Source organism: Limnohabitans sp. (assembly GCF_031539105.1).
GTDB lineage: Bacteria > Pseudomonadota > Gammaproteobacteria > Burkholderiales > Burkholderiaceae_C > Limnohabitans.
In genome coordinates this window covers 18,573-30,947 of the sequence record NZ_JAVKLM010000009.1, presented here as the reverse complement: position 1 = coordinate 30,947, position 12,375 = coordinate 18,573, and the positions used below count along the sequence as shown (strand labels likewise).

At 56.0% G+C, this 12,375-nt stretch carries 11 protein-coding genes and 1 tRNA gene; 5 read left to right on the top strand and 7 right to left on the bottom strand.

Annotation, left to right across the window (positions count from 1 at the left end):
• Positions 1-17 precede the first annotated feature (17 nt).
• Positions 18-932 (top strand): NAD-dependent epimerase/dehydratase family protein, encoded by a 915-nt coding sequence (locus tag RMR24_RS02025; protein ID WP_310613426.1) that lies wholly within the window; start codon positions 18-20, stop codon positions 930-932.
• Here the strand turns inward: RMR24_RS02025 and RMR24_RS02020 are convergent.
• The 5 genes from RMR24_RS02020 to RMR24_RS02000 all read right to left on the bottom strand — a co-directional run bounded on the left by RMR24_RS02020 (position 929) and on the right by RMR24_RS02000 (position 5,860).
• Entirely contained in the window at positions 929-1,930 is a 1,002-nt protein-coding gene (locus RMR24_RS02020) for a tripartite tricarboxylate transporter substrate binding protein (protein WP_310613425.1), read from the bottom strand. The genes RMR24_RS02025 and RMR24_RS02020 overlap by 4 nt on opposite strands.
• A 20-nt stretch (positions 1,931-1,950) precedes the next feature.
• Positions 1,951-3,072 carry an NADH:flavin oxidoreductase/NADH oxidase gene (locus RMR24_RS02015; RefSeq protein ID WP_310613424.1) on the bottom strand — a complete coding sequence of 374 codons (1,122 nt, stop codon included), beginning with the start codon at positions 3,070-3,072 and terminating at the stop codon, positions 1,951-1,953.
• A gap of 93 nt (positions 3,073-3,165) precedes the next feature.
• Positions 3,166-4,614, bottom strand: a complete 1,449-nt coding sequence (locus RMR24_RS02010) for a hypothetical protein (RefSeq protein WP_310613423.1) — start codon at positions 4,612-4,614, stop codon at positions 3,166-3,168.
• A gap of 48 nt (positions 4,615-4,662) precedes the next feature.
• Positions 4,663-4,747 (bottom strand) — tRNA-Leu (locus tag RMR24_RS02005).
• A 240-nt stretch (positions 4,748-4,987) separates the two neighbouring features.
• Complete coding sequence (locus tag RMR24_RS02000; protein ID WP_310613422.1) at positions 4,988-5,860, bottom strand: AEC family transporter; 873 nt, start codon at positions 5,858-5,860, stop codon at positions 4,988-4,990.
• A gap of 217 nt (positions 5,861-6,077) precedes the next feature.
• Here RMR24_RS02000 and RMR24_RS01995 point away from each other — a divergent pair, with 217 nt between their 5' ends.
• The 3 genes from RMR24_RS01995 to RMR24_RS01985 are packed head-to-tail and all read left to right on the top strand — an operon-like array spanning position 6,078 to position 7,477.
• Positions 6,078-6,296 carry a hypothetical protein gene (locus RMR24_RS01995; protein WP_310613421.1) on the top strand — a complete coding sequence of 73 codons (219 nt, stop codon included), beginning with the start codon at positions 6,078-6,080 and terminating at the stop codon, positions 6,294-6,296.
• Between the two features lie 42 nt (positions 6,297-6,338).
• On the top strand, positions 6,339-7,253 hold the full coding sequence (gene cysM, locus RMR24_RS01990) for a cysteine synthase CysM (protein WP_310613420.1): 915 nt from the start codon (positions 6,339-6,341) through the stop codon (positions 7,251-7,253).
• Positions 7,250-7,477, top strand: a complete 228-nt coding sequence (locus RMR24_RS01985; RefSeq protein WP_310613419.1) for a sulfurtransferase TusA family protein — start codon at positions 7,250-7,252, stop codon at positions 7,475-7,477. The genes cysM and RMR24_RS01985 overlap by 4 nt, the downstream gene beginning before the upstream one ends.
• 1 nt (position 7,478) lies before the next feature.
• Here the strand turns inward: RMR24_RS01985 and galU are convergent, their stop codons facing one another.
• Positions 7,479-8,378 carry a UTP--glucose-1-phosphate uridylyltransferase GalU gene (gene galU, locus RMR24_RS01980; protein WP_310613418.1) on the bottom strand — a complete coding sequence of 300 codons (900 nt, stop codon included), beginning with the start codon at positions 8,376-8,378 and terminating at the stop codon, positions 7,479-7,481.
• A 40-nt stretch (positions 8,379-8,418) separates the two neighbouring features.
• Positions 8,419-11,463: a valine--tRNA ligase gene (locus RMR24_RS01975; RefSeq protein WP_310613417.1), complete on the bottom strand. Its 3,045-nt coding sequence runs from the start codon at positions 11,461-11,463 to the stop codon at positions 8,419-8,421.
• 133 nt (positions 11,464-11,596) lie between these two features.
• Between RMR24_RS01975 and yaaA the strand changes: the two genes are divergently transcribed.
• Positions 11,597-12,373 (top strand): peroxide stress protein YaaA, encoded by a 777-nt coding sequence (yaaA, locus tag RMR24_RS01970; protein WP_310613416.1) that lies wholly within the window; start codon positions 11,597-11,599, stop codon positions 12,371-12,373.
• Positions 12,374-12,375 lie beyond the last annotated feature (2 nt).

The following is a 12,375-nucleotide window of genomic DNA, read 5'->3' as shown; positions in this document are numbered from 1 at the left end:
CTTTTATAGGGTGTATTTTGCCTTCCAATCAATCCCCCCTCGGCGCCTTGCCTTCTCGCTTCAAGCGCGAGCGTTTGCTCATCATCGGTTGCGGAGATGTGGGCCAGCGCGTGGTGCGCGTGCAGCGCCATGTGCGCGTGGTGGCGCTCACCTCTAGCCCTGAACGTGTGGCTGCTTTGCGTGCCCAAGGTGTGACGCCCATCGTGGGCAATTTGGATGCACCTGCCTCATTGCAACGCTTAGCGGGCTGGGCCACGCGAGTGCTGCACTTGGCACCCCCGCCATTGCGGGGCAGCACAGACCCGCGCACTTTGGCGCTGAACCGAATGCTCATGCGCCGCAGTGCCCCTCGCAGCGTGGTGTATGGCTCTACCAGCGGTGTGTATGGCGACTGTGCGGGTGCGTGGGTAGATGAGAGCCGCAGGGTGAACCCCATCACACCCAGAGCCCAGCGCCGCGTGGATGCTGAAGCGCGCGTGCGTCATTTAGGACGCTTGCGATCGAGTGCTGTGCGGGTGAGTGTGCTGCGCATTCCTGGCATCTACGCACCTGACCGCGAGGGCGGCACACCGCGTGACCGTCTTTTGCGCGGCACGCCCGTGCTGGCTCGCGAGGACGATGTGTTCACCAACCACATCCATGCCAATGACTTGGCACGCGCCTGTCAGCTAGCGCTGTGGCGAGGTCAGCCGCAGCGCATGTACAACGTGAACGACGACAGCCAGCTGTTGATGGGTGACTACTTTGACATGGCGGCGGGTTTGTATGGCTTAGCCAAGCCATCGCGCATTAGCCGTGATCAAGCGCAGACTGAACTGCCTGCCATGCAGCTGAGTTTCATGAGTGAGTCTCGCCGCATGGTGAACACGCGCATGAAGCGCGAGCTGCGTTTGCAGCTGCACTACCCGCGCGTGCAGGATGGATTGGCCTAATCAAACTTGATGTTGCCTGCCTTGATAGCCTTTGCCCAGCTGACGGTGTCGCGCTCTAGCAGCTTGGTGGTGTTGTCGGGTGTGAGGTAGCGCACTTCCACGCCAGCAGCATCGGCGCGTTGCTTGGTTTCGGACATTTCCATGCTGCGCTTGACATCAGCTGACAACTTTTGCACCACATCTTTAGGCGTGCCGTTGGCCACGTACAAGGCCACCCATGACTCCAATTCAAAGCCAGTTAAGCCCGCTTCTGAAGCTGTGGGCACTTGTGGCAGTTGGGGGTGACGCGTTTTACCGGTTACCGCCAAAGCCTTGAGCTTGCCACTTTGCACATGGCCCATGACCGAGGGCGGCGTGCTGATGAACACTTGCACTTGGCCCGCCAACACGTCTTGAATGGCTTGGCCTGAACCCTTGTAGGGCACATGGGTCATGTCAATGCCGGTTTGTTGTTTGAAAATTTCCGTGCCGATGTGCGAAACCGACCCATTACCCTGTGAGGCGTAGTTGAGCTTGCCTGGGTTTTGTTTGGCCCACGCGATGAACTCTTTCAAGTTGTTCGCAGGCACGGAGGGGTGAACCGCAATCACGTTGGTCGCCACAGTGATGAGACCGATGGGCGTGAGGTCTTTCAAGTCCCAAGGCAGTTTGTCCATCAAGATGGGGTTGGCAATGTGGTACCCCGAGTACGACACCAACACGGTGTAGCCATCTTTGGCACTGCGTGCCACGTTGGAATAGGCCAAGTTGCCGCTGCCGCCAGGCTTGTTGTCCACCACCACCGATTGACCGGTCAGGCGTGCCAAGGGCTCGCTGACCAAACGGGCCGAGGTGTCCACCAAGCCACCGGGTGGGTTGGGCACCACCAAGGTGATGGGTTTGTTTGGGTAGACATCGGCTTGTGCATGCGCGGCGAGTGGCGCGATGAAGGCGCCTGCGCTGATGACGGTGGTGGCAATCAATGCGGCGTTGAGGTTGCGGCGTGTGAGGTGTTTCATGTGATCTCTCCTATTGGTTTTTATCGTTGCCCCATTTGCACGGCTTCAAAAATGCCCTGTGCCTCACGCGGCATGCAGCGCCAGTATTGCGGGCTGGCTTGCACCTTGCCATGCAAAGCTGCAGCGGCTTCCCAGACCCAGCGTGGCTTGTAAAGAAAAGCGCGGGCCAGTGCAATGAGGTCGGCATCCCCGCGGGTCAAGATGTCTTCGGCTTGTTGGGGCTCAGTGATGAGGCCAACCGTGATGGTGGGCATGCCTGTCTTTTGTTTCACCAGTTTGGCGAAAGGCACTTGGTAGTCTGGGCGAATGGCAATTTTTTGCTGCGCTGCCACACCGCCCGAAGAGATGTGCACGAAGTCTGCGCCGGCGAGTTTCAAGCGCAGTGAGAAGTCGGCCGTTTCCTCTGGCGTCCAGCCGTTGTCCACCCAGTCAGAGGCCGAGATGCGCATGCCCAATGTGCCTTTGTAAACCGCTCGCACGGCTTCAAACACTTCCATTGGAAAACGTGTGCGGTTGTCAAAGTTGCCGCCGTAGGCGTCGGTGCGCTGGTTGGCAATGGGTGACAAGAACTGATGCAGCAAGTAGCCGTGTGCGCCGTGCAATTCGATGGCTTCAATGCCCATGGCCTCGGCGCGTTGGGCGGCTTTGGCAAAGGCTTGCTTGATGCGCTCTAGGCCTTGGATATCCAGCTCGTGTGGTGCTGTTTCTTGCGCTAAGTTAGGAATGGCAGAGGGGGCTTCTGTTGCCCAGCCACCTTGTGCTGGGGTCAACAACTGACCACCTTGCCAAGGCGCTGCGCTCGATGCCTTGCGGCCCGCATGGGCAAGCTGAATGCACACGGGTACCTTGGGTGCGAGTTTGCGCGCGCGGTGCAGCTTGTCTTGCAAGGCCGCAGCGGTCGCGTCATCCCACAAACCCAAACACAAAGGTGTGATGCGGCCTTCGGGCACCACAGCGGTGGCTTCGATGATGAACATGGCAGCGCCGCTGTTGAGCAGGCTGGTCCAATGCGTCAAGTGCCAATCGGTCGCTTGGCCGTTGTCTGCCGAGTATTGGCACATGGGGGCCACGATGGCGCGGTTGGCCAAGTTGAGTGGGCCACGTGGCGAGGTGAGGGTAAATTCAGAAAAAAGGTGGCTCACAGAAACTCCAAAAACAAAAATGCCTGCGGCTGAGGCAGGCAGGGATCGTAATCATAGATGCGCAAAGGCCGTGGCATCTGGGTGACAAGCCCCTTAGTGAAGGTCAATATCGAAATCTTCTGGGTTGCCTTTGTCGAGCTTGCCATCTTCTTTGTGAACTTTCTCTTCAAAGTCCGTCAAGCGACCGTTGAGTGCGTCCACGTTGTGCTTGATGCCTGCAAGACGGCCATGAAACGCATCGTTTATCTGCTCGCGTTTGAGCTTGGCCAGTCGCTGTTGTTCTTCTGAGGTTAGCGGTGTGCGTGGCGCAGCGGCGAGCAGTGAAGGCTTCGCCACAACTGAGGTGGCTGGATTGACTGAGGCTGGTGCACTGCGGCCACTAGGTGTGCTGGTTGGAAAGTCGACCTTTTTGCGATCAACCTCGCCAGAGGGCAGTTGCTCGAAATGCGACTCAATCTTGCCGTTGTCCACGCCTTGGCGGTTGATGCCCGCTGGTGCATCTTGTGGCGCTGCTTGGCGATTCAGTGAAGCGGCATCCGTGCCGATTGGCTGGTTGTTTGGCGCCATGCCTGGGCCTTGCGGGATGGCTTGCTGGTTGTTTGCAAGGCCGTCTTGTTTCAGTGGCTGTTGGTTGTTTTGCCCGCCCAAGTTGGCCAATTTCTGCTGGTTCGCGTCAGAAGCATCTGTCGCGATGCCTTGTTGGTTTTTGGCATTGCCATCTTGGCCTAGCGATTGGCGATTGGCTGCCACATCGTCTTTGGGAATGGCTTGTAAATTAGCAGCAGCGACAGAGTCGTTGGCAATGCCTTGACGGTTAAGCCCGGGTGCGTCTTGCCCAATGGCTTGGTTGTTGTCGGCCAGTGATTTGTTGCCGATGTCTTGTACGTTAGCGTCGATATTCCCAACGGGGACGTTCTGCACATTGGAGGTAATCCCATCGGTGGGGATGCCTTGGCGATTGGCTTCTATCGCTTTTTCGCCTGAGATGTTTTGCTTGTTGGCCGCGATATTGCCGCCACCGACGTTTTGCTGATTGGGGGCAATCACATCTGTCGTGATGCCTTGGCGATTGGCCTCCATCGCTTTTTCACCTGCAATAGTTTGCTTGTTGGTGGCAATGTTGCTGCTGCCAACGTTTTGCAGGTTGGCAGCTATGCCTTTGTCGTTGCCAACCTTTTGGTTATTTGCTTCTAGAACGTCTGTCGAGACGTTCTGGACGTTGGGCTTTGCTGCGCCATCGGTGGGAATGCCTTGGCGATTGGCTGCCTCTTGGCTGGCTTTGACTTTTTGGATGTTGGCGTCAGCAACTTCTCCGTCTGTTGCAACGTGCTCTGTGTGTTCAGCCAATGCAGCTGACAGTGCCTTCTCTGCCTCTAGAGCTGCTAAGGCTTTTTCTTCAAACGCAAGTTTGCGCGCTTCGGTTTCTTCCGCGTTGGAAGTGACGATATTTTTTGGTTTTTTGGCATTGCCAGTGTGCTCTGAGACGGAGACGCTGTGCTGTGAGCCACTTCTGACTATGCCGGAAAAGTCGTCGTCATTCATAAGATCTGAAGGCGTCGCTATCGAGTCAGGACGGTAAGGAGTTACCGATGGTGCCCGGGGCCGGAATCGAACCGGCACGCCTCGCGGCGGGGGATTTTGAGTCCCCTGCGTCTACCAATTTCACCACCCGGGCACGGGAGAGAAGAGCAATATTATGGCACAGATTTTTCATCGTTCAGGCTTGCAGTGAGAAAACTTGCGCCATGGTGTGTTGTTGGCTGCGATGAGGTTGGTTGGGCAACGGGTGGGCAGTGCTGGACCGTATGGGATGACACTTATCTGTTGTATCGGCGCGAGCGGGGCGGGCTTGAGTGGTGGCTTTAGACCTTGCCTTAGTCTTCTGCATCTATCAGCGTGCTTAGTTAGACCGCTATTAGAAAGCCAACCAAATACCCAGCGGCAAAAATACCAAGCTAAAAATATGCCCCACGATGACTGACGAAGCCACCTTGTTGGGCTCGACTTGAAATTTATCGGCGAGCATGAAGTTGAAAACTGCGGGCGGCAAGCAAGCAAACAAGATGAGGGCGCCGCGCTCAATCCCTTGTAATGGAATGAATGACAAAAGTACAAACGTCGCAAGCAGCCGAATGCCCAAAATCATGAGGCTGGATTGGACGCCCACTTTGACATCCTTAATCTGACTTCCTGCGAGCCTCGCGCCCAAAGATATCAACATCATCGGAACTAAAACGTTACCAATCATCGTCAAAGATGTATGAAGTGCTGTGGGCAGTACCCATCCCATTTCAGAACTGAACACGCCAAGTACGGTGGCCCAAATCAAAGGGTTGGCATAAACCATGCGCCAATCGACTTTGCCACTCATGACGCCTGCGCCTAATGTGAAATGCAACACATTAGAGATAACCAGCAGCACCACAGAGAATGCGACGCTCTCGGGTCCATAGGCCAAAGCGATCAAAGGAATGCCAACAGGGCCAACGTTGGTGAACATCACACAAGGCAAAAAGGCTTGTCGTGACGCGCCTGAAAACCTGGCAAGTGGCAAGGCAATCAATCCACTGAGCAATATCAAGCCAACGGATGCGCCAGTGAAGGTGAGAGCAGAAACTGGATCGAACGACTTGGCAGACAAAGAAATAAAAATCAGGATGGGCAGTGCAATGTCAACGATCAATTTGTTGGCGCCTGATAAATCAGGGCTGACACGTTTGCTATAAAAAAACCCGATCAGCGCCAGTAAAAATATGGGCAGGGTGATGTCGATAATTTTCAGAATCATGGCTGTGCTTTCGAACGCGCTTGAAACATTTCCGAGCGTTGGTGCCTTGACTTTACAACGTTCGTCGTTGATCAACTGTCTAGTCGTTGATTGGCATAAATTTCAAAAATGAAAGCCGGTCGATGCTGTGTTGCATGACACCAACTCTTTGATCAAAATTAGTTGCATAGTTGATTAAACGGTATAAACTGTTTGTATCTTTAAAAAGGGGTCGAGTATGGCTGCTTTTAAACGGCTGTGGATGTGTGTCATCAACCTACGTCGTGCTGTGTCTGATGCTTTGTACATTCCAAGTCAAACAGGGTCGCATGGTGCGGGTGATCAGTACATGGGTGACTACGCCAGTGCCTATGTGGAAAATAATAATTTTCCTGATGCGGCGCGTGCGCCCTTCAAGGGAATTCAAATCAAAAGAACCACGTCAGCCACTGGCTGAGTGCTGGCCGATGGTGCATGAGTTGTGGCACAGTATCGGTCTATGAGTTCACACCCCATTTACCCCACCATTGAAGATGCCATTGGCAAGACGCCGCTGATTGCCCTGCAGCGCATTGGCGCTGCAGACAACGCCCAACGCGGCAACGTGATGTTGGGCAAGCTCGAAGGTAATAACCCTGCTGGTTCTGTCAAAGACCGTCCCGCTTTGTCCATGATTCAGCGGGCCCAAGAGCGCGGTGACATCAAGCCTGGAGACACCCTGATTGAAGCGACTTCGGGCAATACCGGCATTGCGCTGGCCATGGCTGCGGCCATCAAGGGCTATCGCATGGTGCTCATCATGCCCGAGGACTTGTCGATCGAGCGCGCCCAAACCATGAAGGCGTTTGGTGCCGAGCTGATCTTGACGCCCAAGAGCGGCGGCATGGAATACGCCCGTGATTTGGCGGAGCGCATGTCCAAAGAAGGCAAAGGTCGCGTGTTGGATCAATTTGCCAACGAAGACAACCCACGCATCCACTACGAGACCACAGGCCCAGAGCTGTGGGCGCAAACGCAGGGCCGCATCACGCATTTCGTGAGCGCCATGGGTACCACGGGCACCATCACGGGTGTGTCGCGCTTTTTGAAAGAGCAGAACCCTGCCATTCGCATCATCGGTGCGCAGCCCTCAGAAGGCTCGCGCATTCCTGGCATTCGCAAATGGCCACAAGAGTATTTGCCCAAAATTTACGATGCCAGCCATGTGGATGAGTTGGTCTATGTGAGCCAAGACGACGCCGAAGAAATGTGTCGCCGCATGGCCCGTGAAGAAGGTATTTTTGCCGGCATCTCCGCCGCAGGGGCTTGCTGGGTGGCGATGCAAATCGCGCAGCAGGTCGAGAACGCGACGATTGCGTTCATCGTGTGTGACCGAGGTGACCGTTATTTGTCGACAGGGGTGTTCCCAGCATGAACATCGATGTTGAACTGGACACACGCGGCCTGAATTGCCCGCTGCCAATTTTGAAAGCCAAAAAAGCGCTGACCGCCATGGAGAGCGGTCAGGTGCTGAAGGTGGTGTCGACTGACACGGGCTCGGTGCGTGACTTTGCGGCGTTTGCCAAGCAAACCGGCAATGAGTTGTTGTCGCAAACCACAGAGGGCAGCGACTTCATTCACATCCTCAAGCGGCGTTGAATCATTCGGCGTTGAATGATGCGACCTTGAGTTGCTTGAGGTAATCGCTGAATTCAGCGCCCACTTCTGGGTGCTCTAAAGCCAACTCGACACTGGCTTGCAAGAAGCCTACTTTGCTGCCGCAATCAAAGCGCTTACCTTCGTAGGAGTAGGCCAATACTTTTTCGGTGGCCAACAAACCGGCAATGCCGTCGGTGAGCTGAATCTCACCTTGCACACCACGACCGCCCGCGCGGATGCGCTCGAACACCGCTGGCGTCAAGATGTAGCGGCCCGCCACTGTGGTGCGTGATGGCGCCACTTCAGCTTTGGGCTTTTCCACCATTTGTTGAATGTCGACCAAGCGGTTGCCAATGTCCGTACCTGCCACCACGCCGTAGCGGTGCACATGCTCAAGTGGTACTTCTTGCACAGCCAACACAGACGACTGCGTGCGTGCAAACACCTCTGCCATTTGTTTCAACACACCAGGGCCGCCGGCTTTGCCACGCATCAAGTCGTCGGCCAGCAACACGGCGAAAGGCTCGTCGCCCACCAAGTGCTCGGCGCACAACACAGCGTGGCCTAGTCCGAGTGCACGCGCTTGGCGCACGTAAACGCATTGCATGTCGTCGGGTTGAACGCTGCGCACGATGTCGAGCAGGGCTTGTTTGCCAGCGGCTTCGAGTTCGGTTTCTAACTCGTAGGCCATGTCAAAGTGGTCTTCAATGGCGCGTTTGCTGCGGCCCGTGACAAAAATCATTTCACGAATGCCAGCCTCATAAGCCTCTTCCACCGCGTATTGAATGAGCGGCTTGTCCACCACAGTCAGCATTTCTTTGGGACTGGCTTTGGTGGCGGGCAAAAAGCGTGTGCCCATGCCTGCGACAGGAAAAACGGCTTTGGTGAGTGGTTTTGTCATGTTTTTTGAAAATTATGTTTGTGACAATTTTAGGGAGTCTTTATGACTTTAATTTGACAAGCTGCTCTTGCACTTTGGTCAAGGTGGCCGTGAATTCGGCCACGCGCTTCTTGGCTTCTTCAATCACGGCGGGCGGGGCCTTCGCCACGAAAGCTTCATTGCTGAGCTTGGCACCTGCTTTGGTGATTTCGTTTTGCAAGCGCTCCACTTCTTTGCCCAAGCGAATCTTCTCGGCAGCCACGTCCACTTCGATGAACAAGCACACGCGCAACTCACCAATCACAGCCACAGGCGCGGCTTGTGCAGCGGCAGACCAAGCGGCCTCGTCGTCAAACACTTTGACTTCGCTGAGCTTGGCCAAGGCTTGCAACACGGGTGCGACGCCTTGCATGAACGCGTGTTCTTCAGCGCTGCCAGTCAATGCAAACAAAGGCATGCGGGTGGCGGGTGACACACCCATTTCGCCGCGCAAGTTGCGGCAAGCATCGACCAGAGACTTGACACGTGCCACATGGGCCTCTGCGTGTTCGTCAATACGCTCAGGCTGGCTCACGGGGTAAGCCGAGATGCTGATGGAAGCCGCTTTGTCGTCCGCCTTCACGCGACCGGCCACCACCGCCACGGTTTGCCACAACTCTTCGGTGATGAAGGGGGTGATGGGGTGGGCCAAGCGCAGAATCGTTTCTAGCGTGCGAATCAGGGTGCGGCGCGTGGCGCGTTTCTGAGCGTCGTCGCCTGTGTTGATTTGCACCTTGGCTATTTCCAAATACCAATCGCAGAACTCGTTCCACACAAAGTCGTAAATCGTGTTGGCCACGTTGTCGAGGCGGTACTCGGCAAAGCCCTTGGCCACGTCGGCTTCCACGCGTTGCAGCTTGGACACAATCCAGCGGTCGGCTTGGCTGAACTTCAAGTAGCCATGGGCTGGGCCACCGACGACGCACTCGGCTTTGGTGTGTTCTTTGAGGCCGCAGTCTTGGCCTTCGCAGTTCATCAACACAAAGCGTGAGGCGTTCCACACCTTGTTGCAGAAGTTGCGGTAGCCCTCACAGCGTTTGCTGTCGAAGTTGATGCTGCGACCCAATGACGCGAGTGCCGCAAAAGTGAAGCGCAGCGCATCAGCGCCGTAGGCAGGAATGCCTTCTGGAAATTCTTTTTCGGTCTGCTTGCGCACCTTGGGCGCAGTCTCAGGTTTGCGCAAGCCTTGGGTACGTTTGTCGAGCAAGGGCTCAAGCGTGATGCCGTCAATCAAGTCCACGGGGTCAAGCACATTGCCCTCAGACTTGCTCATCTTCTTGCCTTGCGCGTCGAGCACCAAACCATGGATGTACACATGCTTGAACGGCACGCGACCTGTGAAGTGAGTCGTCATCATGATCATGCGGGCGACCCAGAAGAAGATGATGTCGTAGCCGGTGACCAAGACGCTGCTTGGTAAGTACAGGTCGTAATCGCTTTGTTGGCTCTCACTGGCTCCGAGGGCGTGGGCACCGGAGACGGTCTTGCTCCTCTTCGCTTCGCTCAGAATGTCGCTGCGCCCATCCCCAGTGCCCACGCCTTCGGAGCCAGCGGCCCAGCCTAGCGTGGAGAAGGGGACCAGCGCTGACGAGTACCAAGTGTCGAGCACATCTTCGTCGCGCTTCAAAGTCTTGCCAGGCGATACCTTGTCCGCTTGTGCTTGCGCCTCAGCTTCGTCGCGCGCCACATACACCTTGCCGTCTTCGTCGTACCAGGCCGGAATTTGATGGCCCCACCACAGTTGGCGGCTGATACACCAGTCTTGAATGTTGTTCATCCACTGGTTGTAGGTGTTCACCCAGTTTTCGGGCACAAAGCTCACTTGGCCTGTTTGCACAGCGTCGATGGCTTTTTGCGCAATGCTTTTTCCTGTGGCGTCTCCTTTGCCTACTTGGTTCATGGCGACAAACCATTGGTCGGTCAACATGGGCTCAATCACCTGGCCGGTGCGGGCGCAGCGGGGCACCATGAGTTTGTGTTTTTTCACCTCGACCAAATGGCCTGCGGTTTCAAGGTCTGCCACCACGGCTTTGCGGGCCACGAAGCGGTCGAGACCTCGGTATTTTTCTGGGGCGTTGCTGTTGATGGTTGCGTCAAGGTTGAGCACGCAGATCATGTCCAGCTTGTGGCGCTGGCCCACCGCGTAGTCGTTGGTGTCGTGTGCTGGGGTCACCTTCACTACACCCGTGCCGAACTCTTTGTCCACGTAGTCGTCGGCGATCACGGGGATGGTGCGGTTGCACAAAGGCAGGTTGACTTGTTTGCCGATCAAAGCGCTGTAACGCTCGTCTTCTGGGTGCACCATCACGGCCACGTCGCCCAGCAGGGTTTCGGGGCGGGTGGTGGCGACGGTGAGCGAGCCACTTCCATCGGCCAAGTCATAGCGGATATGCCACATCGAGCCGTCTTCTTCCTCGCTCTCGACTTCCAAGTCTGACACCGCGCTCATCAGCACCGGGTCCCAGTTGACCAGGCGCTTGCCGCGGTAAATCAGACCTTGCTCATAGAGCTGCACAAAGGTTTCGGTCACGGTTTTGGACAACTTGGGGTCCATGGTGAAGTATTCGCGGCTCCAGTCCACGCTGTCGCCCATGCGGCGCATCTGGTTGGTGATGGTGCTGCCCGATTCTTCTTTCCATTCCCACACCTTGCTCACAAAGTTCTTGCGCGCTTCGGCGGGGCTGGTGCCCATGTCATGGCGGCTGATGCCTTTGGCTTGCAGCTGGCGTTCCACCACGATCTGCGTGGCAATGCCGGCGTGGTCAGTGCCGGGAATCCATGCGGTGTTGAAGCCAGACATGCGGTGGTAACGCGTCAGGCTGTCCATGATGGTTTGGTTGAACGCATGGCCCATGTGCAGCGTGCCGGTCACGTTGGGTGGCGGCAGCTGAATGGCAAATGCGGGTGCGTCTGCTGCGGGTGTGCCCGTGCCACGGAAACCTGCCACGCCGTAGCCGCGTTTTTCCCACTCGGGGCCCCAATGGGCTTCCAGGGCGGCGGGTTCGAACGATTTGGACAAGCGCTCAAGGCCGGGTTGTTCGATTGGGGTGGAGGGCGTGTTGCTCATGGGGGTCTTTGACAAATAAAAACGGCATGCATCATTGCTGCCGTTGAGCCTAAAGGCAAAAGCCAGATTTTACCTAGGGGAACAGGCGTCACCCCTGATAATTCATGCATCCTTCGCGAAGCCTTGTTGCCCTATGTTGTTCCTGCTCTCACCTGCCAAAGCCCTTGACTACGACACCCCTGCCGGCGATGTGCCGCACACGCAACCGTTGTTCGTGAAGCAGTCCGCTGAGTTGATCGACATCCTCAAAGAAAAATCCCCACAAGACATTGCCAGCTTGATGAGCTTGAGTGATGCCCTGTCGACCTTGAACGTGGCCCGCTACCAAGCATGGGCGCCGAAGTTCACGGCGAAAAATTCGAAGCAAGCCGTGCTGGCGTTCAACGGCGATGTGTACGAGGGCTTAGACGCCAAAACCTTGAAGCCCAAAGATTTGGACTGGGCGCAAGCGCATGTGGCCATTTTGAGCGGCCTCTACGGTGTGCTGCGCCCCCTCGATTGGATGCAACCCTATCGCTTGGAAATGGGCACGGCATTGGCCAACGACAAAGGCAGCAATCTCTACAAATTTTGGGGCTCGCAGATCGCCAACTATTTGAACGAACGCCTGAGTGCTGAGCAAGAGCCCATCATCGTCAACCTTGCTTCGCAAGAGTATTTCAAGTCGGTGGACCGCAAGGCCCTCAAAGCCCGCGTGATTGAGTGCGTTTTTGAAGACTTCAAAGGCGGCAAATACAAAATCATCAGCTTCAACGCCAAGCGCGCACGTGGCTTGATGACGCGCTACGCTGTGAGCCACCAAGTCAGAACGCCCAAAGGTTTGGAAGGCTTTCACCTCGAAGGCTATGCGTTTGACGCAGCAGTGTCTGAGCCTGACCGCAAAGTGTTTCGCCGCAAATTAGAGGTTTGAAT

Bases quoted from the DNA above. Each gene is read 5' to 3' on its own strand.
- RMR24_RS02020 (WP_310613425.1), bottom strand. From the start codon at position 1,930: ATGAAACACCTCACACGCCGCAACCTCAACGCCGCATTGATTGCCACC.
- RMR24_RS02010 (WP_310613423.1), bottom strand. From the start codon at position 4,614: ATGAATGACGACGACTTTTCCGGCATAGTCAGAAGTGGCTCACAGCAC.
- RMR24_RS02000 (WP_310613422.1), bottom strand. From the start codon at position 5,860: ATGATTCTGAAAATTATCGACATCACCCTGCCCATATTTTTACTGGCG.
- RMR24_RS01995 (WP_310613421.1), top strand. From the start codon at position 6,078: ATGGCTGCTTTTAAACGGCTGTGGATGTGTGTCATCAACCTACGTCGT.
- cysM (WP_310613420.1), top strand. From the start codon at position 6,339: ATGAGTTCACACCCCATTTACCCCACCATTGAAGATGCCATTGGCAAG.
- RMR24_RS01985 (WP_310613419.1), top strand. From the start codon at position 7,250: ATGAACATCGATGTTGAACTGGACACACGCGGCCTGAATTGCCCGCTG.
- galU (WP_310613418.1), bottom strand. From the start codon at position 8,378: ATGACAAAACCACTCACCAAAGCCGTTTTTCCTGTCGCAGGCATGGGC.
- RMR24_RS01975 (WP_310613417.1), bottom strand. From the start codon at position 11,463: ATGAGCAACACGCCCTCCACCCCAATCGAACAACCCGGCCTTGAGCGC.
- yaaA (WP_310613416.1), top strand. From the start codon at position 11,597: ATGTTGTTCCTGCTCTCACCTGCCAAAGCCCTTGACTACGACACCCCT.